Genomic DNA, 21,355 nt, shown 5'->3' on the forward strand with positions numbered 1-21,355 from the left:
GAATTTCCTGCATTTTATTGTTGTTATAATGTTGTACCCGGTTATTTAAAAATATGCCGTCGAACGATATTTTCCATACATGGTCAAGAGAAGTCATAAAAGGTCTTTTGGACGATCTTTCTATAACTATATCCAGGGACCTGTTACTATTAGCCGTATAGAACACTCAATACTATAATATATTAATATCCCCGGGCATTTTTGTGCGCCGGTATTATTAAAAACTTAATGTGGGGCGGGCAGGATTGCCTGTCAGGTCCCATGTTTTCAGTAGGTGTATTCGGTTAATAGGAAGAAGGGGCGAATTCTTTCGCCCTTTCGCTTTTTGTATTTAACTTGTGCCTATTACCCTGGCTGTTGCATGACGAAACTACTACCTTTCGTATTACTCTTATTGATCCTGGGGATAAAAGTGGACATTTCATTTGCACAGGATTCTTCCCTTATTTTCAGAACACTCGATTCTGCCCGGAATCTCCGCGGAGATACCGTTAAGGTCAATTGGCTCTTAGAAAAAGGAAAGACCTATGGTCGCTATTTCGACAAACGCAAAACTGAAAACCCTTTTTTCCAGGAAGCCGTTACCCTTGCTCAACACCTGAGGATAGCAAGGACACTGTTTAACGTCTATAATGAAATAGGCATTGCAAAAAGGAATATCTCTGAATACATCCTGGCAGCGGACTACCATGAAAAGGCTATCAAGTACGCAGATGAAACCAAAGAAGATCACCTGCGCGCTATTGCCCGCAACAATACCGGTGTGGATTACCGCCGTATGGAAAAACCCCTGAAAGCATTTGATTATCACTTCAAAGCCTTACAACTCGCTGAAAAGGTGAATGATGTACGTAACATTTGTGTTGCAATTAACAGTATTGGTAATATTAACCTGTCCACCGGTAAATACGAAGATGCCATCAGTCATTTCGAGAAAGCACTCCAGCTGGAAAGGGAAAATAATAACGACCTTGGTGTGGCCATCAACCTGGGTAACCTGGGCTATGCTTACCAGTACCTTGGCAAACTCGACAGGGCCATCGACTACTATAAAAAATCCCTGGCCGTAAACACGCAGCTGGACAATGCCATGGGCAAGGCCATTTGCTACAATGCCCTCGGCGACGCTTACAAGGAAAAGAAAGATTACACACAGGCCCTCGATGCCCTGAACAAAGCCCTGGAGGTAGAAGTAGGGGTGGACGATAAAATACACATCGCTGAAAGCTACCTGAACATCGGTAAGTGCTTTAGCCTCATGGGCAAACATGAAGATGCCCGCAAATACTTCCAGGAATGTATAGACCTGAGCCAGCACTGGCGCTTCAATTATATGCTGCAGGAGGCTTACAAGGCCCTGGCATCAGATTACAAAGCCAGCGGTGATTTTCGCCGCTCACTGGAGAGTGCTGATAAATCCTTAGTTTACAAGGATAGCATCCTGGACGAAAAGTCAGCCCTGGAACTCGCCCAAATGCAGGCCATTTACGAAGTGGACCGAAAGGACAACCAGATCAAGATGCTGGAACATGATAAGCAACTGAATGAATTACGTACCCGCCGCAATGTCGTGTACATGTTGTCTCTCTCCGGCTTCCTGATCATGCTGGCAGTTGGGGGCTTCTTTTATATCCGCCACCGCAACCTGGAAACAAAGAAACAGACCTTACAACTGGAACTTCGCTCACTGCGTGCCCAGATGAACCCTCACTTTATCTTTAACTCACTTAGTTCCATCCACCGCTTCATCTGGAGTAACAACCAGGAAGAAGCTTCCGACTACCTGACCAAGTTCTCCAGGTTGATGCGTATGATCCTGGACAATACCCAGTACACCTTTATCTCCCTGAACAAAGAGCTGGAATCGCTGCGTTTATACCTGGACCTTGAACAGTTACGTTGTAATAATATCTTTGAGTACAAAATCACAGTATCTGACGATATAAATGAAGAAGAGGTCATGATACCTCCCATGATCATTCAGCCCTATGTAGAAAATGCCATCTGGCATGGATTGGTACATAAATCCGGGAAAGGCTTACTTGAAATAGCTGTATCCCTGAAAGACCGGACCCTGACCTGCCTGGTAACAGACAATGGAATAGGTCGTAAAAAGGCCATGGAGATCAAGGAAAAGAAAGGACAGACACATCGTAGTATGGGCATGAAAGTAACTGAGGGCAGGATAGACCTGATCCGTAAAATCAACAATACCAAAGAAGCCACTGTAAGCATTACAGACCTTGAGGACAACGAAGGCAGAGCAACAGGAACAATGGTCACAATTGTGCTGCCTGTAGAATTTATATTTTAAACCCAGGATTTTTATAGCATGAGCGAAATTAAAGCGATTATCGTAGACGATGAACAGCATTGTATAGATGCCCTGCAAACCATGCTGGCCAAAAAGTGCCCGGAGGTAACCGTATTAGGCGGTGTCAATAGTGTAAAAGCGGCAAAAGAGCTGATAGACGAAGTGCATCCGGATGTCGTGTTCCTGGATGTGGAAATGCCTCACCAGAATGGGTTTGAACTACTAAAACTGTTTGACAAAATTAACTTCGATATCATATTCACTACCGCTTATGAGCAGTATGCCCTGAAAGCAATCAAGTTCAACGCACTCGATTACCTGCTCAAGCCATTCAGTGTAAAAGAGCTGCAGGATGCCGTACAGAAATGTGTGAGCAGGAAGAATGTGCAGCAGCCAGAAACCGGTAATTCTCCCCTGGACGTGTTCCTGCAAAATATGAAAACCTTGCACCAGACGCATAAGAAAATAGCCCTTCCTACTATTAACGGATTGGTTTTTATGCCGGTACAAAACATCGTCCGGTGTGAGTCTACAGGAAATTATACCCGCATCTTTTTTACAGACAAAAAGAACCTGATGGTATCACGACCTTTGAAAGAGTTTGAAGAATTACTGACAGATGTGGATTTTTTCAGGGTGCATAATTCTCACCTGATCAATTTGCAGCAGATGCAGTCGTATATACAGGGTGAAGGCGGCTTTGCACTCATGAGTGACGGTACGCAGGTGGAAGTATCGAGAAGACGAAAAGCTGATTTTCTGAAAAAAGCGATGCAATTCTAAACCAGATTTAATGCGTTTTACGCCACTTACCCGGAATAGGATACCGGATAATAAATGTGATTTGTCAGCAGGAGAGGAAGAGATTATTTTTGATTCAGGTTTAAACTAATTACGATATAAAACTTTTTTTCTCTGCATTACTAGCATTGATTAGCCCCAAAGAAAAAAGACACCGCCTGGTGTCTTTTTTATTATTTGTAATTTTCAATGACCTGTTCTATTTGCTGCTCCAGGCCGTAAAACGATAACAACCTCCTTATTACCGCTTCGACCAGTGCATCGGGACAACTTGCCCCACTTGTCATCATCACTGTTACCACATCTTTCTCAGGCAAAAATACATCACTATTTAATTCCTGTTTATGATGGAAATCATAATGTCTGATTTTATCCTTCGAAATCATCTGATCGTCAGCAGCTATAAAGTAAGTTGGCAGTTTTTCCTCGCACAGTTCTACCAGGTGAGAGGTATTGGAGCTGTTATATCCGCCTACTACGATGGCCAGGTCTGCCTGTTCCTGCAATAAGCCGGTTACGGCACTCTGGTTATCGTTAGTTGCATAGCAGAGGGTATCCCTGGTATCAGCGAAACGTTCGGCTACATTTTCATCGGTCAGGGCATACCTGTCCATGATGACGTTCTTTATATAATCCGCTATTCCCTGGGTCTCAGTGGCGAGCATGGTAGTCTGGTTGACCACACCCACACGCTGCAGGTCTTTCACGACATCAAAGCCTTCTGAATATTGTCCTTTGAATCGCTCATAGAATTCAGCTGCCTGACTTGCGCCGGTAATGAAGGTGGCCAGGAGCTGGGCTTCTGCCATATCCTTTACAACTACGGTCGGGGTATTGCTCCGGCTGTGGGAGAAGGTGGCCCGGGTTTCTTCATGTCCGGGTTTGCCGTGTACAATCACGGTATATGACTGCTGGCCAATCTGCTCGGCCTTATTCCATACCCTTTCTACAAAGGGACAGGTAGTATTGTACTGTAAGGGTGCAATACCCAGGGAACTCAGTTTAGCTTCTATTTCCAGCGTAGTTCCGAATGCAGGAATGATGACAATGTCGTCGGGGGTGAGGTTTTCCCAGGGTACCAGCTGTCGGCCGGCGGTATCCATAATGAACTGCACACCTTTGGCAAGCAGGTCATTGTTTACATGTGGATTATGAATCATTTCACTAAGCAGGAAAATCCTTTTACCGGGATTTTCTTCCACAGTTTTGAAAGCTATCTCGATGGCATTTTCCACACCATAGCAAAAGCCGAAGTGACGGGCCAGTAAAATTCTTAATGGACCAAAGTCAAGAACAGTAGGCGTGAAATCTTTTTTCATGCGATCCTGTTTCTTACGGCTGTTTTTAATAGCAGTAATGAGCGGACTCCGGTAAATGATAGGTACGTTGAACGTTTTCATGTTGGCGACAAAGTTACACATTTTGATGTGGAGAAGTCCAAAATGTGTTTGGGCGCATAAGCTTCCGGTTATTCCTGGCTCATTTTATTCAGCCAGGCTTTTTCTTCAGGACTCAGGCTTTCCATTCCCCTGTCATTGATCTTATCAAGGAGTTGGTCGAGTCGGAGCTGTTTATTTTCCTCCGGGTGGCTTTTCACCACTTTGAGCGGAGATTTTTTAGGTTTGAAGGAGCGGCGGGTACGGCTTTGCATGGCTTCGACCCTCACCCGGCGGTTAAAGAGCCATACGAGGGGCTGGCAAAGGTCAGTTCCGTTATCCAGCATTTTAATATAAAGGAAGCCAAAGAGGGCACCACCCAGGTGAGCGACGATACCGCCTTCATTGCCCTTGCCGATAGAGATGATATCCAGTACTACCACGACAAGCGCCAGCCATTTCAGGCGAACGGAGCCGATGAACATAAGCCCTACCTCATAGTTGGGTATTTTGGTCGCACAGGCCACCAGGATAGCTACTACCGAGGCAGATGCTCCAATCAGGGTTAAATCGGGGGCCTTAAATATATTAAATACCAGCAGGTAGGCAAGACCACCGATCAGGCCACCCAGCAGATAGAGGGGAAGTACCCTGTGGTTGCCCAGGAAAGAACGAAATAAATTGCCAAACCAGTAAAGCGTCAGCATGTTGAAGAAAATATGAAATATTTCAACATGTGAAAACATATAGGTTACCAGTCCCCATGGTTTGGTAATAAACACAGGGAGGAAGGCGTGTAAAGATATCTGATCATATATCAACTTGTCGACTCCGGAAATGGCTGGTACAAAGTAGGCAATCACCCGGGGGATATTTAGTGCAAGGAAAACAACAATGTTCCAGAAGAGTAAGTGGTTAATCGTGTTTCCCTGTCTAAGCCAGTATCGAATATCTGATCTGAAAGAAGTTCCGTTCATACATGAAAATTAGTACAAAATCCGCATTCGTAAATCACAAATTTTAACCTAAAAAATTGTGCCGGAAATAGCAGTCTGTAGGGATGTAAGCCTGTACTGACACAGTTTCCGGCGGGAGGAGGCCCTGAAAATCAGGTCTGGCGAGCTGAGAATTGAATTTTAAGGTTTTTTTTTGAGGGAATGTAGTATCTTTGCCGTCCACTTAAACCTCGGGATGTGAATTCCGGGAAAAACCATAGGTGGAATTTAAGTTTTGGCAGAAAACAACATTACTAACGAACAAAACGCTGAACAACAGGCTCCTGCAGCTCAGGCCGCAGCAGTAACAGCGACAAAAAATGCACCTGTTGTAGAAACCGCTCACGACGATTTTGACTGGAGCGTAGACAAACGTAACGTTTCTTCTTACAGCAAAGAAGAGAAAGCTAAGTACGACGAGACTTACGAAAACACCTTTAAGGTGATCGAAGAAAATGGTCTGCTCACCGGTACCGTAGTTGGTTTAACCAAAACCGATGCTGTGATCAACATTGGCTTCAAATCCGACGGTCTGATCTCTCTGAATGAATTCCGTGATATTCCGGGTCTGAAAGTAGGTGATGACGTTGAAGTATTAGTAGTAGAAAAAGAAGACCGCGATGGTAACCTGCACCTGAGCCGTAAACAAGCTCGTCAGCAACGTGCATGGGAAAAAATCGTGGAAGTGTACAAAACCGGCGAAGTGGTTACTGGTACTGTTACCAGCAAAACCAAAGGCGGCTTGATCGTAGACGTATATGGTATGGAAACATTCCTGCCAGGTTCTCAGATCGATGTGAAACCAGTTACCGATTACGATCAGTTTGTTAGCAAAACAATGGAGTTCAAAGTGGTTAAGGTTAACGAAGCCATCAGAAACGCAGTTGTTTCTCACAAAGCACTCATCGAAAGCGATATCGAACAGCAGAGAGTGGATATCATCAGCAAACTGGAGAAAGGCCAGGTGCTGGAAGGTACCATCAAAAATATCACCGATTTCGGCGCATTCATCGACCTGGGTGGTCTGGATGGTCTGCTGTACATCACCGACATCAGCTGGGGCCGTATCTCTCACCCAAGCGAAGTACTCCAGATGGATCAGAAGATCAATGTGGTTGTACTGGACTTCGACGACGAGAAAAAACGTATCAGCCTCGGTTACAAACAACTCACTCCCCATCCTTGGGATACCTTACCTGCTCACATCACTGAAGGTGCGCGCGTGAAAGGTAAAGTAGTGAACATTGAAGACTACGGTGCATTCCTGGAAATTCTGCCTGGTGTAGAAGGTCTGGTACACGTATCTGAAATCTCATGGGCTTCTACTCCAATCAACGCTAAGGAATTCTTCAAATTAGGCGAAGAATACGAAGCAGTTGTAGTTACCCTGAGCAAGGAAGAGCGTAAAATGTCTCTGTCTATCAAGCAACTGACTGAAGATCCTTGGGCTACTATCGAAACTAAATTCCCGCTGGACAGCCGTCATAAAGGTATCGTGAAGAACATCACTCCTTATGGCGTGTTCGTAGAACTGGAAACTGGTATCGGTGGTATGATCCACATCTCCGACCTGTCATGGATCAAACGCTTCAACCACCCAAGTGAGTACACTAAGGTAGGTAGCGAAATCGAGGTAGTTATACTGGGTATCGACAAAGAAAACCGTAAACTGAGCCTTGGCCACAAACAGATCGAAGAAGATCCTTGGAATACTTTCGAAACTATCTTCCCGATCGGTTCCGTACACGAAGGTACTGTAGTGAAGAAAGATGAGAAAGGTGCTACCGTTCAGCTGCAATACGGCCTGGAAGCTTACGCTCCTGCCCGTCACCTGCGCACTGAAGATGAGAAACCAATCAGCGTTGAAGATGTGAAAGAATTCATGATCATCGAATTCGATCGCAGCGAAAAACGTATCCTGGTATCTCACACCAGAGTATGGGAACAAGCTAAGAACGAAGAGAAAGAAGCTATCGCCAAAGAAAAGAGAGCTGATGCTGACAAAACCCGTAAGGCTGTGAAAAATATCCAGAGCAAGGTAGAAAAAGCTACACTTGGTGATCTGGGTGCACTGGCTGAACTGCGTGAGAAGCTGAAGAAAGACGAAGGCGACAAGAAAGATGGTGAATAATCATTTTTAGGTTGTTGAAATAACATGAGGCTGTTTCGAAAGAAACAGCCTCTTTTTTTTTATTTTTCACCTATGAATAAAGTTTATATCACTGCCACCGGACAATACCTCCCCAATACCCCGGTAGCCAACGATGAAATGGAATTGTACCTCGGTAGCATCAACGACACCCCATCCAGGATGAAGGATATCTTTCTTCGCAAAAATGGGATCAAATCCCGCTACTACGCGCTCAATACCCAACAGGAAACCACCCATCAGGCCTGGGAAATGGCCGCCCATGCTATTGATCATTGCCTCCATGGAGCCCCGGCTGATAAGCAAGACATTGATTTCCTCAGTACTGCCACTACCCAAAGCGATATGCCCATCCCCGGCTTCGCCAGTATGGTTCAGGGCGAAAGTGGTATCGGTACCTGCACCATTGCCTCCCACCAGAGCGTATGTGCATCCAGTATCATGGCCATCCAGAACGCGTTTATGCATGTGAAAACAGGACATGCTGCAAATGCACTCTGCTGTGCCGCGGAACTTCCCAGCCGTATGTTCAAGGCATCCCGCTTTCAACACCAGCATATTATTAAAGACAATGAACTGCCTACCGAAATTGACTTCCTCCGCTGGATGCTCAGCGATGGGGCAGGGGCGATGTTGCTTCAGTCCGTACCCTCACCCACCCAGTTGTCCCTGGAAATCGAATGGGTAGACCTGCGCTCTTATGCTCACCAGTTTGAAGTCTGCATGTACACAGGTGGAAACAAAGCCCCTGATGGCAGTATTACAAAAACCTGGCTGGACTATACCAGCATGAGTGATGCTGATAGAGACGGCGCGATCAACCTGAAACAGGATATGGGCCTGGTAGATAACATCGTCAAATTAGGTATCCAGCGCTTCTTTGAACTGATAGATGAAGGGAAAGTAGCACCTGATGCCATCGACTGGTTAGTATGTCATTACTCCTCCCATCATTTCAAAAAGCAAATCACAGATCTCCTGGAAAAAGGTGGGGTAGTGATTCCCGCACATAAATGGTTTACAAACCTCTACACCACAGGCAATATCGGATCAGCTTCCATCTTCGCGATGCTGGACGATCTGTTGCGCAGTGGCAAACTGGAAGAAGGGCAACAACTCCTTTGCATGGTGCCTGAAAGTGGTCGCTTCATCACCGGCTATATGCTTCTGAAAGTGGTCGCTCCCGGTGGCAAAAGATTCATCACTGAAGATATTGCCACTATCAAGGCACCTGAAATCAGGATCCAGGAAAAGCCCGTACAGGAATGGCTTGTAAGACAACTCACCGGTGTGTGGTTTGATTTTGAACGCTCCCTGCAACAGGTGCCGATCGTAAAAAAGATCTTCAACGGTCAGCTGAAAATGGAAGAATACAAACGCTTACTGCTCAACTTAAGACAGCAGGTGATCGATGGTTCCCAGTGGATCGCACGTGCAGCTTCCAATGTAAGTATGCAATACTTCCATGTACGCTCCTCTTTCATCCGTCATAGTGCAGACGAACACAGAGATTACCAGATCCTGGAAAAGAACTATATTAATTGTGGGGGAGATGAAAACGATTTATATACCGGTGAGAAAAACATTGGAAGTGAAGCCCTCAGCGCTTACATGTTCCAGCGTGCAAGTCAGCCGGATCCATTCGATCTCTTAGGTGGAATGTTCATCATCGAAGGACTGGGCAATCGTGTTTCCGGTAAATGGGGAAGGGCTATTCAGCAACAGCTGCACCTCAATGCAGACCAGGTATCGTTCTTCATTTATCACGAAACCAGCGATAGCAACGATAACCACTTCGAGCGCTTTGAAAACGCGATACAATCAGAGCTCCTGACCCAGGAAATGGCTGCCAGGATCGTAAAAACTGCGAAAGTAGTGGCCAGATTATATAGAATGCAATTAGAAGAACTGGATAATATTTAATATGATACACACCAGAGAATATTACGAGAAAATGCAGAATGACACCCGCAATCCGAGTCATTGGCACGCATTGTTCCTCGACAAAAGTATCCCCTTTGATCCTGATGCGAAAGCAGCGTTTTTGTACGACTCCTCTACCAAAAGCAGGCAATTCCTTTACCCTGTCATAAAAGCTTTTGCCAGGTTGAGTATCGTACTGATGCAGGTATTTAAGATCTTCATACCTAACCTGATCAATGCCCCTAAGATGCTGCATAAAAGTCTCTTCTGGGGAATGAAATACTGGATTACGCCAGAGGCGAACTTCCTGATCCTCCGGCACTTCTACCTGGGATCGGAAGTACTGCGCTTTATTAAGGATAATGTAAGAGGAGCGGAAAATATTCCTATGAACCCACTGAAGCCTTTGGCAGTAAGTGATGTGCGGGATAATTTGTTCCTGGAACATGACCTGAATCTGTACAACTTCATCATTAACCTGAATAAGGCGATTGATGAAAAAGGAGTGAGAGTAATGAAGCAGGAGAAACCGGATTTCAGTGCAATATCTACTGAACCAATACCCTTTGCCAATTTTCGGGACAAGTGGACGAACTTTATAGATCTTGGAACAGCAATAGAAATCTTTACGCCGGTGTATCAGTTTTTCCTGACAGATGCCGATTTCTGGAGAGCTACAAATTCACTGCAACTGGATGAGGTAATCGGGATTTACGCCGCCACAATTATGGATTGTCCTGAAAAACTGACGGCATTAAATAATAAACATCCCATGATTCCTCTTCCTATGGCTGGGGCTGCCTTTAGGCTATTGTTGCATGGCTTCTCGACAGAAGTACTGCATGCATTATTGGTACAGGCGAAACTGGCACAGGCAAAAGGATAAAATAAAAAAGCTCCCGGATTACGGGAGCTTTTTTATTTATAATTGTCCTAAAATATCGTCATTAAAATCTTTCAGACTATTCAGCTGTACATCAGCCAGGGCATAACGTTTATTATGCCTGTTATGGGCTTCTGGTACAGCAACTACCTTCATTCTTGCCGCCTTAGCAGCCGTCATACCGGTAATGGAATCTTCAAAAGCAATACAATCCAATGCATTGCTCCCCAAGGCCCTGGCACAGCTCAGGTATACTGCCGGGTGCGGTTTGCCATGGGATTCAAACTCAGCAGAAGAAATTACCTGGAACCGGTCTTTAATCCCAAAATGAGTAGTAACTGCATCGATCAAGCGTAGCGGGGAAGAGGATGCCAGGCCCATCTTGAATTTCCGCTTTTCAAAGAAGTCCAGGATATAATCCAGCCCTTTCATGGGTTTACCTTTCTTAATAATTTTGTCTGTCACCGCATCAATAATCTCGTTCGTCACTTGTTCAGTCGATTTTCCCTTCCATTTGAAGTAGTTATGCCAGTAATCAACCACCTCTGCCGTACGCAGTCCCGTAGTATGGCTGGCCAGTTCCATAGATAATTCCACACCGACGGATGCAAATACTTCACGCATTGCCTGTCCCCATAATGGCTCTGAGTCGATTAATAACCCGTCCATATCAAATATTACCGTATCGATCATATCTTATTTTTGTCAGATTGCCGCCGCAAAGATAATACAGGGAGTGTTTTCTTTTCTAATTTCTCTGGGGGGAATCCACCTCATTATAACTTTTCATTATGACCCATAACTTTATTTTATACAAAATTCTTTTGGTTTTCTGCTGTGGATGTATAACTTTGTAATAGTCTACTTAAATGGTAGGAAATACGGATAGGGAAGCTAAATATCGCGCCAATTAAATGGAGCTCGCCTTTTTATACGCTAATCTGATAAGGAAATATTCACTTAATAATTTACCACCAAGAAAATTCATTATATGCAAGGATTTAGAACAGAACTTGAAAATCCGGTCGTAGAGAAGGATATCATAGAACTGGAGAAAAAGATCCGTCTGTTCCGGGAAGGACAGATTCCGGAAGAAAAGTTCCGTAGTCTTCGTCTGGCAAGGGGCATCTACGGACAACGTCAGGCTGGTGTACAGATGATTCGTATCAAATTACCTTATGGTAAAATGACCCTGGAACAATGGAAAAGAATTTCCGATGTTTCAGACGAGTATTCTACTGGTAACCTGCATTTGACCACCCGCCAGGATGTTCAGATCCACTTTGTAAGCCTTGAAAAAACCCCTGAACTGTGGGCAAAATTGGATGCTGATGACATCACCATCCGCGAAGCCTGTGGTAATACGGTAAGAAATATCACCGCTTCTGATATAGCCGGTATAGATCCGGATGAGCCATTTGATGTAACGCCTTATGCAGATGCAGCTTTCCGCTACTTCCTGCGTAACCCTATCTGCCAGGATATGGGCCGTAAAATCAAGATGTCTTTCTCCAGCAGTGACAAAGACACCGCCTGGTCCTTCATGCATGATATGGGAGCAATTCCCAAAGTGCGTATTGTAGATGGCAAAGAAGTGCGTGGGTTCAAAGTGCTGGTAGGTGGTGGCCTTGGTGCACAGCCCATCCTTGCACATGTAGCATATGAATTCCTGGAAGCAGAAAAGCTGATTCCATATATAGAAGCGGTACTGAGGGTATTTGATCGTCATGGTGAAAGAGCCAGCCGTCATAAAGCGCGTATGAAGTTCCTCATTGCCAAAATTGGATTTGAAGAATTCACCCGCCTGGTAACAGAAGAATTTACAGCGATTAAAAATAAGATCTATGAAGTGGATGCAGCAGCATGGCCGGAAGCGGAATTAGCACCAGCCAATGCAGTAGTGCCTGCTTATACGATCAGGGATCCCAAGAAATACGAAGCCTGGAAGGCAACCAACGTATTCGAACAGAAACAGGCTGGTTACTTTGCTGCCTATGTACGTGTACCGTTAGGCAACATCAGCTCAGTAGTTTCCCGCCAGCTGGTAGAAGCCCTGCGCCCGGTGATCGCTAATGATGTACGTGTAACGGCCAACCAGGGTTTACTGCTGAAATACATCCAGCCGGCTCACCTGCCATATGTATTCAGTGCACTGGAAGCAGTTGGTTTTGCAGAGCCAGGTTTCAATAGTATCGCAGACATCACTGCCTGCCCTGGTACAGATACCTGTAACCTGGCCATCTCCAGCAGCACCGGTATTTCTACCGCACTGGAACTGGTGATCCAGGAAGAATTCCCGGCGCTGGTATATAATAAAGATATCAAAATCAAGATCAGCGGTTGTATGAACAGCTGTGGTCAGCATGGTATCGCCAGCATTGGTTTCCATGGTAGCTCCATGAAAAGTGGTGGTAAGGTACTCCCGGCGCTCCAGGTATTGTTGGGTGGTGGTATCGTAGGCAATGGCGTAGGCCGTGTGGCAGACAAGGTGATCAAGGTTCCAAGTAAGCGTGGTCCTGAAGTACTGCGTACATTGCTCCAGAACTATGCAGAGAATGCACAGGAAAACGAAAAGTTCAACGATTACTATGATCGCCAGGGCGAACGTTACTTCTACGATCTGCTGAAACCATTGACAGATCTGGCTTCTCTGGTAGATGAAGACTTCATCGACTGGGGCCAGGGTGATAAGTTTGCTACCGCAATCGGTGTGGGAGAATGTGCAAGCGTAGTGATTGACCTGGTACAAACCCTGCTGTTTGAAGGGGAAGAGAAACTGGAATGGGGCAAAGTAGCACTGGATGCAAACCAGTATGCTGACAGCATTTACCATTCTTACTCCACTTTCGTACAGACGGCAAAAGCGCTGTTGCTGGGTGAAGGCGTAGCTTGTAACACACAGACCGGAGTAATCAATGACTTCGACAAACATTTCGTACAAACAGGCAAATGGGAATTAGAAGGCAGTTTCAATGACCTGGTATTACAGATCAATAAGAATGAGCCATCAGAAACATTTGCGAAAGCATATTATCAACAGGCAACTAACTTTTATCAGCAGGCGCAGGCTTTAAGGCAACGGGAAGCTGCTGCGGTACCAGCTGAGTAAAGATAATCAGCAAGGTTGTATCAGGAATAATTCCGGCACTGAGGGAGAGATTATTAAGTCAAATTACTTTTGATACAACCTTGTTGGTATTACGGTTGTGCGAAACCGATCACATTTTAAATTAGTACACTATGCAGCAGATTACTCCAAAATTAACCCTGGTGGGCGCTGGCCCCGGAGATCCTGAGCTGATTACTGTAAAAGGTCTGAAGGCCATACAGCAGGCAAGGGTCATCCTTTACGATGCATTGTCAAATAATGAACTGCTGGAACATGCACCCTGCAACTGCCTGAAACGTTTTGTAGGCAAGAGAGCGGGTATGCACGTGTACTCTCAGGATGAGATCAATCGCATGATCGTGAAGTACGCCCTTACCTATGGTAGTGTTGTAAGACTGAAAGGCGGCGATTCATTTGTGTTTGGCCGTGGGCAGGAGGAACTGACATTTGCCCGTCAGTTTAATATAGATACAGAAGTAGTACCTGGGGTAACCAGCGCCATTTCTGTACCTGGTTTCAACAACATCCCTGTTACCGCCCGCAACGTAAGTGAAGGTTTTTGGGTGGTAGCCGGCACCACACAGGATGGTGATTTATCCCGCGATCTGGTTCATGCAATTCATGCAGATACCACTGTGGTTATCTTGATGGGAATGAGTAAATTAGAAGAAATATCCGCTGCCTATGTAGCCCAGGGCAAAGGAAATGTGCCCGCAGCTATCATTCAGAATGGTACCTTACCTACACAGAAAGTTGGCATTGGCACCGTTTCCGATCTGGCAAACATTGCTCGTCGGGAGGAGCTGAAAAACCCGGCCATTATAATAGTGGGGGAGGTAGTACGCTTCCATGAAACGTTCATAGCAGTGCAGGATAGAATAGCAGCAGAATTGAAAATAGCTGTGTAAATTTATATTAAAGCGGTTCGTATGGAAGAGAATCATTTGTTTCCCGTATTCTTCAAGGTGCATCGTCTCCAGATATTAGTTGTAGGCGGTGGCGCTGTCGGACTTGAAAAGGTAAGTGCACTCCTTGATAATTGTCCGACTGCTAACCTGACGGTAGTCGCTACCTGGTTCCTGCCGGAACTGGAGGCATTAGTCAAAAATGCACCGAACGTAACGCTGGTGCAAAAGGAATTTTCCTGTGGTGATATGTTTGGGAAAGACCTGGCCATAGCGGCTACCAACGACCATGAATTCAATTATTTTGTCTGGGAAAAGGCAAAATGCAGTAAAGTATTAATTAACGTAGCTGACACACCGGAACTGTGTGATTTTTACCTGGGTTCAGTAGTTCAGAAAGGCAACCTTAAGATAGCCATCTCCACCAACGGCAAATCTCCCACCATTGCCAAAAGGCTCAAAGAGGTATTGCAGGATGCATTACCAGGGTCCCTGAATGAAATTTTAGACAAGCTCCAGCTAATCCGTGACAGGATCAAGGGGGACTTCTCTGAAAAAGTAAAACAACTTAACCAGATCACTGATGTACTGGTTAAAAAAGATTAATTAAAATTTTTTACATATGAGTTTCTTTTCAAAGGCTAAATAGCTTTGAAAGGGGTATTTTCTATCTAAGTGATTAGATACCAAGACGCTTGTCGATTTTCTATATTATATAGTAAATAAAAATATGTGTATACTTAGCACCAGATTTATCTAAAAATTAGATAATGATTATTATTTTTATGTTAGAAATCGAAATTGATAAGGAGATATTGTCAGTTAAACAGCGGAGTAGTGAAAGATGTAATTATTTATAATGCGATTATTTCCTAAGTATGCGAATCACGTCAAGAAACAGGTTTAGTAGAGTTATCATCAGGAAGGCACCATTTGCAAGCCTCGGTAGCACACTAAAAATAAATACTTCCACCACAAGAATAGACCAGTCAACAACAATTCCGAAACCAGTTAAGGGTGCTGCATCTGTCTATGAAAGCAAAATTATAGCCGGATCTGCGCTGTAAGATATTATCAATGTGCTGAAAGGGCATGTTGATATTAAAAATAAGTAGCGGTAAAAGGCGGGGGGGCTGCCGAGGCTAGGGTCAGCAAAGGTCAGCAAAGTTATTGACCTCGAAGTCCGGTAAGAAAGGTTTTCCCGCCTTCAGCCGCGCCAATTTTTAAGAAATAATTCCCGCTTCCCTGAAGTATATACCTTAAGATAGAGGCCCAAAAGGGGCCTCGTTAAGGTATCGATCCGGAAGCTGTTAAGAGATATACATTTTATCAACTAAGGTCAACATTTTATCAACCAAAATTTAAGATCGCCCGGCCGGCAAACCTGCATTTAACCATTTGTCACAACACCTAAGGGCCGGTACACCAACTAGTCTGTCGAAGATCCAAACATTAAAAGGAAAAAGGAAAAACGAAGAATATCTTAGTGAAGCAAGATCCCTGTTGATTATTCTAATTGCATGCCTGAATATCGGGGAGGAGAGATGGAAAATGGAAAGAAGGTTATACAACAAGCATTCTTCTCTACACCCATTTTACACTTATGAGATGCCTTTTCCGTTTCTCTTTTTCTTCGTTTTTCCTATTTTTTTAGCCCCATAAGCCTGCTTATATTTGATCTTATGACGCAAGATCAACTGATAAACAGCACAGTTACCTATGTAAAACAGGAATTAGCCCAGGCCGAAGGAGGCCATGACTGGTGGCACATCCATCGGGTATGGCATACTGCCAAGGAAATTGCTGCCAGGGAACCTGTCAACCCATTAATCGTATCATTGGGAGCCCTGCTCCATGACATTGCTGATGCCAAGTTCCATGGCGGCGATGAAACAATTGGCCCTGCCAAAGCCCGTCAGTTCCTGGAATCACAGGGAGTAGGGGAGGACATTATCACCCATGTAATCGCCATCATAGAAAATATCTCATTCAAAGGAGGACATAATGAAGGGAAATTCAGCTCACCCGAACTGGCAGTAGTGCAGGATGCAGACAGACTGGATGCCATCGGGGCTATTGGCATAGCCCGGGCATTTAATTATGGAGGGTTCAAAAACAGGGCTTTATACGATCCGGCTATTCCACCAGACCTGCAAATGAGCAGGGAACAGTACAAGAACAGCACTGCCCCTACAATCAATCATTTTTATGAAAAACTGCTCTTATTGAAGGATAAAATGAATACCACCACCGGGAAGGAACTGGCAGCAGAAAGGCATGCCTTCATGGAAACTTTCCTCGAACAATTCTATAAAGAATGGCATTAAACGAACAGCGCTTTCAGCTCTTCTGCATCCTGTGGCTTCATTTTTCCACCCAGGATCAGACGAAGCTGCCTGCGGCGCAATGCACCTTCGTATAAACTCTTTTCTTCCTCCGTTTCAGCAATAATTGGCGGTACCGGGCGGGGATTACCGTTGGGATCCAGGGCCACAAATGTCATGAAAGCCTCGTTGGATTTGTAACGGTACTGCTGCACCGGGTCCTCACCCCATACTTTCAGATGAACTTCCATACTTGAATTAAATGCACGGCTCACCTTCGCTTCGATGTGAACAGCATTACCAAGACGAATGGGATTCTCAAATGAAATGTTGTCGACAGAGGCAGTAACAGTTGGGGCAGCGCAATGCTTCATGCTGGCAAGAGCAGCAGCGATATCCATCCAGTACATCAGGCGACCTCCCATGAGGTTAGTATATACATTGGTATCATTGGGCAATACCAGCTCAGTCATCTGGATCAGGGATTCCTGTGCACGCTTTGGCGTTAGAGTCATGTTTGATAATTATTTCGGATCGCAAATTTACAAATAAATAAGCGGCCAGCCGCAGCGATATATTAAAAGCATCTTTTCCCAATGCCACAGCTAGCCACAGGCTCCTGACTCCCAAACTCTGCTATCGAACGCGAAGATTTTTTTGAAATGCTTTTTATCCGCCTAACCCTACTTATAATTAGCTCTTTACATGTATACACTCAGTGAAATGTGAAAATCCGTTTTGGGTGCGCATTAAATTTATGTAACTTTGCATGACCTTCGGAAGTTACTTTTACTTGACTGGTTACACCAAACGTCGTCCGGCACTTCCCTTTTAGGTCAAGTATTCTACAGAATTTTAGATTTTATGGCAAAATATATCTTCGTTACGGGAGGTGTTACATCCTCATTGGGTAAAGGAATTATCGCAGCTTCACTTGCAAAATTACTGCAGGCACGCGGCTTTAGAGTGACTATTCAAAAGTTCGATCCATATATCAATGTGGATCCGGGAACATTAAACCCATATGAACATGGGGAATGCTTTGTAACCGAAGATGGCGCCGAAACTGACCTGGACCTGGGACACTACGAACGTTTTCTGAACATTCCTACTTCACAAGCCAACAATGTGACCACAGGCCGCATTTATCAAACCGTTATTAATAAGGAACGTGAAGGTGCCTACCTGGGTAAAACCGTTCAGGTAGTACCCCACATCACCGACGAAATCAAACGTCGTATTCTCCTGCTCGGCAAAGACGGTAAATATGATATCGTTATCACCGAGTTGGGTGGAACCGTGGGCGACATCGAATCGCTCCCTTACATAGAGGCAGTTCGCCAGCTTCAATGGGAACTGGATGAGCAGGATTGCCTGGTCGTTCACCTCACCCTTATTCCTTACCTGCGTGCAGCTAAAGAGTTGAAAACCAAACCAACTCAGCACTCAGTGAAGATGATGAGCGAAAATGGTGTGCACCCTGATGTCATCGTGTGTCGTACCGAAGAACCAATGTACAACGATCTGAAAAAGAAGATTGCCCTGTTCTGTAACGTAACCGTTGATGCGGTAATCGAAGCAACCGACATGAGCACCATCTATGAAGTGCCGCTGGAAATGCTGAAAGAGAAACTGGATGTAATCTGTATGAAGAAACTGGGTATTCCTATCGAAAAAGAACCAGACATGACCAAATGGCGTGGTTTCCTCGATAAACTGAAATACCCTAAGTCTAAAGTAACTATCGGCCTGATTGGTAAATATGTAGAATTGCAGGATGCTTACAAATCCATCCTGGAATCTTTTATCCATGCAGGTGCAATGAACGAATGTAAAGTAGTTGTTCAAAATATTCATTCTGAATTCCTTACATCCGAAAACGTAGCTGAGAAACTGCGTAACCTGGATGGTCTGCTGGTAGCACCAGGTTTTGGCCACCGTGGTATCGAAGGTAAGATCACCGCGATCCAGTATGCCCGTGAAAACAAACTGCCATTCTTTGGTATTTGTCTGGGTATGCAGATGAGCGTTGTGGAATTCGCCCGTAACGTAATCGGCTGGAAAGATGCTCACTCTACCGAAATGAATCCTGAAACCGGTCACCCGGTAATCGGTCTCATGGAAGAGCAGAAGAAAATCACTGCCAAAGGTGGTACCATGCGTTTAGGTGCTTACGGCTGTGACCTGACCCCAGGTTCCAAAGCTGCTGCCATCTACGAAAGCACAAAGATCAGCGAACGTCACCGTCACCGTTACGAGTTCAATGGCCAGTACCTGGCCGATTTCGAAAAAGCAGGTATGATTGCTTCCGGCCGTAACCCTGAAAGCGGACTGGTGGAAATGGTAGAATTGCCAAACCATCCGTTCTTTGTGGGTTGCCAGTTCCACCCGGAGCTGAAAAGCACCGTGGAAAGACCAGCACCACTGTTTGTTCATTTCATCGGCGCTGCCAAGCAGTATGCTGAGGATAAGACCAACAAAACCAAGGTGGCCGAAGAGGTAGCACAATAATAATATTAGCGGCAAATGCCCACCAAAAGGACTATTTTTTAGCTCATTACATCACAATGACCTAAAAAATAGTCCTTTTGGCATTTATACCCCCACATTTTGCTTACCTTCGCTGCCTAAATTTTAATTGTAATTTCAATGGACAGAAATTCGGTCATTGGTTTTAGCTTACTGGGTTTGTTGCTGGTAGGGTACATTTTTTTCAATACGAAGCAGCAGCATGCCGCTGAGTTGGAGAAAGCACGTCAGGATTCTATCGCTGAAGCGAACAAACCTAAAGTAAACACGGATACCACTGCCTCCTATGCCAATGCAGGCACACCTGATTCCACCAGGCTGGCGGGCGAATACGGTGCCTTTGCAGGTGCAGCTACCGGTACTGCTCAGAAAGCCGTTCTGGAAAATAAAGTACTGAAAATTACTTTCTCCAGCCAGGGTGGTCAACCTGAAACTGTAGAACTGAAAGCTTTCAAAACATTTGCAGGCACTCCTTTATTACTGGCTAACAGCTCTTTTAACCGCATCTCAATGAAGGTGCCGGCTAATAATAATACCTTATTAAATACTGCAGACCTCTATTTTGCCGGTGGCAACGTACAGCAGCTGGCCGATGGCAGCCAATCCCTGGTGTACCGCCTCGCTACTGCAAACCCAGGCCAATACCTGGAGTTTGTATACACCCTGAAGCAGGATAGCTACGCAGTAGATTTTGATATTCATGCAGTAGGCTTGGAAAACGTAATTCCGGCAGGTCAGAAATCATTGGCCCTCCAGTGGGATAATGAGAATGACAAGCAGGAACAGGATATGCAGAACGAACGCCTGAACAACCAGGTGCACTACAAAACTACGGATGGTAAGCATGATTACTTCACCTTACAACGTACCAATCACAAAGAACTGGATAGCAAAATCCAGTGGTTGAGCGTAAAGCAACAGTTCTTCAACACTACTTTCATTGCGAAGAAAGACCGCAGCTTTGACAAGGCAGAGATCAATACCAAAGTACCTGAAAGCGGCAACATCGTAGGCCAGACTTTCACTACCCTGGAGATCCCTTACGACAGAGCTCATGATTTCACTTTCCCAATTGAGATCTATTACGGTCCTAACCACTATAAGACCTTAAAATCTTATGATATCGGACTGGAAAATATCATCCCGCTGGGTACAGGTATCTTCGCTTTCGTAAAATATGTGAACAAGTGGGTGATCATCCCCGTGTTCAACTTCCTGAGCGGATTTATTCATAACTATGGTGTGATCATCATCCTGCTCACCCTCTTCATCCGTTTACTGATAGCGCCGTTCACTTACCAGAGCTATGTATCTTCTGCAAAAATGAAGGTCCTGAAACCTGAAATTGACGAACTGCGTAAGAAACATGGCGACGACCAGCAGGCATTCGGTATGGATCAGATGAAACTATTCAAGAGCGCAGGTGTAAACCCGCTGGGAGGTTGTTTACCTGCAGTCATGCAGTTGCCGATCCTGGTAGCGATGTATAGCTTCTTCCCGTCTTCCATCGAGTTGAGACAGGAGAGCTTCCTCTGGGCAAAAGACCTGTCTACCTACGATTCAATCCTGAACCTGCCATTCAACATACCTTTCTATGGTAACCACATCAGCTTGTTTACCCTGCTGATGACCGCAACCAGCTTAATGCTTGCGTTCAATAACCGTGGTATGGCTGATCAGAGCAATCCGGTGATGAAGTATATGCCTTACATCTTCCCAATCATGCTGTTAGGTATCTTCAACAAACTGGCATCCGCACTGACATTCTATTACTTCCTGTCAAACGTGATCAGTATCCTCCTCCAGTGGGTGATCCAGAAATTTATCATTAACCATGATAAGATCCACGCACAGATCCAGGAGAATAAGAAGAAACCGGCATCCAAGTCTAAATGGCAGGAACGGCTCGAGGACATGCAGAAACGCCAGCAGGATATGCAGGGCAGAAAAGGAAAATAAGTAATTGAGTTATAAGAAAAAGAGCCTTCCGGGAGGAAGGCTCTTTTTTTTTGTGAGTACCCGTCCAGATTAGATGTTTTTTTCGTAT

15 protein-coding genes are annotated in these 21,355 nt (G+C 45.0%); 11 read left to right on the forward strand and 4 right to left on the reverse strand.

What is annotated here, in order from left to right; genetic code table 11:
- The first annotated feature begins 361 nt into the window (after positions 1-361).
- Positions 362-2,314 (forward strand): tetratricopeptide repeat-containing sensor histidine kinase, encoded by a 1,953-nt coding sequence (locus DXN04_RS24500; protein ID WP_116856045.1) that lies wholly within the window; start codon positions 362-364, stop codon positions 2,312-2,314.
- A gap of 18 nt (positions 2,315-2,332) precedes the next feature.
- On the forward strand, positions 2,333-3,097 hold the full coding sequence (locus tag DXN04_RS24505; protein ID WP_116856046.1) for a LytR/AlgR family response regulator transcription factor: 765 nt from the start codon (positions 2,333-2,335) through the stop codon (positions 3,095-3,097).
- A 191-nt stretch (positions 3,098-3,288) separates the two neighbouring features.
- Here DXN04_RS24505 and DXN04_RS24510 read toward each other — a convergent pair whose 3' ends face one another.
- Together DXN04_RS24510 and DXN04_RS24515 are read right to left on the reverse strand one after the other, a co-directional pair.
- Positions 3,289-4,515, reverse strand: a complete 1,227-nt coding sequence (locus DXN04_RS24510) for a 4-hydroxy-3-methylbut-2-enyl diphosphate reductase (RefSeq protein WP_116856047.1) — start codon at positions 4,513-4,515, stop codon at positions 3,289-3,291.
- A 68-nt stretch (positions 4,516-4,583) separates the two neighbouring features.
- Positions 4,584-5,468 carry a rhomboid family intramembrane serine protease gene (locus DXN04_RS24515; protein ID WP_116856048.1) on the reverse strand — a complete coding sequence of 295 codons (885 nt, stop codon included), beginning with the start codon at positions 5,466-5,468 and terminating at the stop codon, positions 4,584-4,586.
- Between the two features lie 253 nt (positions 5,469-5,721).
- Between DXN04_RS24515 and rpsA the strand changes: the two genes are divergently transcribed.
- The 3 genes from rpsA (at position 5,722) to DXN04_RS24530 (ending at position 10,444) form a co-directional block, all read left to right on the forward strand.
- A complete protein-coding gene (gene rpsA, locus DXN04_RS24520) occupies positions 5,722-7,617 on the forward strand; it encodes a 30S ribosomal protein S1 (protein ID WP_116856049.1) in 1,896 nt (631 codons plus the stop codon).
- A 72-nt stretch (positions 7,618-7,689) separates the two neighbouring features.
- On the forward strand, positions 7,690-9,558 hold the full coding sequence (locus tag DXN04_RS24525; protein ID WP_116856050.1) for a beta-ketoacyl-ACP synthase III: 1,869 nt from the start codon (positions 7,690-7,692) through the stop codon (positions 9,556-9,558).
- 1 nt (position 9,559) lies between these two features.
- Positions 9,560-10,444, forward strand: a complete 885-nt coding sequence (locus tag DXN04_RS24530; protein ID WP_116856051.1) for a DUF6999 family protein — start codon at positions 9,560-9,562, stop codon at positions 10,442-10,444.
- A 36-nt stretch (positions 10,445-10,480) separates the two neighbouring features.
- Here the strand turns inward: DXN04_RS24530 and hxpB are convergent, their stop codons facing one another.
- Complete coding sequence (hxpB, locus tag DXN04_RS24535; protein WP_116856052.1) at positions 10,481-11,134, reverse strand: hexitol phosphatase HxpB; 654 nt, start codon at positions 11,132-11,134, stop codon at positions 10,481-10,483.
- Between the two features lie 298 nt (positions 11,135-11,432).
- On the opposite strand from hxpB, the gene DXN04_RS24540 reads away from it, so the two are divergent.
- From DXN04_RS24540 to DXN04_RS24555, 4 genes are all read left to right on the forward strand, one after another.
- Positions 11,433-13,550 carry a HEPN domain-containing protein gene (locus tag DXN04_RS24540; RefSeq protein WP_116856053.1) on the forward strand — a complete coding sequence of 706 codons (2,118 nt, stop codon included), beginning with the start codon at positions 11,433-11,435 and terminating at the stop codon, positions 13,548-13,550.
- A 131-nt stretch (positions 13,551-13,681) separates the two neighbouring features.
- Complete coding sequence (cobA, locus tag DXN04_RS24545) at positions 13,682-14,458, forward strand: uroporphyrinogen-III C-methyltransferase (protein WP_116856054.1); 777 nt, start codon at positions 13,682-13,684, stop codon at positions 14,456-14,458.
- Positions 14,459-14,479: 21 nt separating this feature from the next.
- A complete protein-coding gene (locus DXN04_RS24550; protein ID WP_116856055.1) occupies positions 14,480-15,061 on the forward strand; it encodes a precorrin-2 dehydrogenase/sirohydrochlorin ferrochelatase family protein in 582 nt (193 codons plus the stop codon).
- Between the two features lie 1,076 nt (positions 15,062-16,137).
- On the forward strand, positions 16,138-16,782 hold the full coding sequence (locus DXN04_RS24555) for an HD domain-containing protein (RefSeq protein ID WP_116856056.1): 645 nt from the start codon (positions 16,138-16,140) through the stop codon (positions 16,780-16,782).
- On the opposite strand, the gene DXN04_RS24560 is transcribed toward DXN04_RS24555, so the two are convergent.
- Positions 16,779-17,294: an acyl-CoA thioesterase gene (locus tag DXN04_RS24560; RefSeq protein ID WP_116856057.1), complete on the reverse strand. Its 516-nt coding sequence runs from the start codon at positions 17,292-17,294 to the stop codon at positions 16,779-16,781. The two genes, DXN04_RS24555 and DXN04_RS24560, sit on opposite strands and share 4 nt — an antisense overlap.
- Before the next feature lie 349 nt (positions 17,295-17,643).
- Here DXN04_RS24560 and DXN04_RS24565 point away from each other — a divergent pair, with 349 nt between their 5' ends.
- Positions 17,644-19,290: a CTP synthase gene (locus tag DXN04_RS24565; RefSeq protein ID WP_116856058.1), complete on the forward strand. Its 1,647-nt coding sequence runs from the start codon at positions 17,644-17,646 to the stop codon at positions 19,288-19,290.
- Positions 19,291-19,428: 138 nt separating this feature from the next.
- Positions 19,429-21,267, forward strand: a complete 1,839-nt coding sequence (yidC, locus tag DXN04_RS24570) for a membrane protein insertase YidC (protein ID WP_116856059.1) — start codon at positions 19,429-19,431, stop codon at positions 21,265-21,267.
- The last annotated feature ends 88 nt before the right edge of the window (positions 21,268-21,355 follow it).

The organism is Chitinophaga silvisoli, from assembly GCF_003412465.1.
Lineage (GTDB): Bacteria > Bacteroidota > Bacteroidia > Chitinophagales > Chitinophagaceae > Chitinophaga > Chitinophaga silvisoli.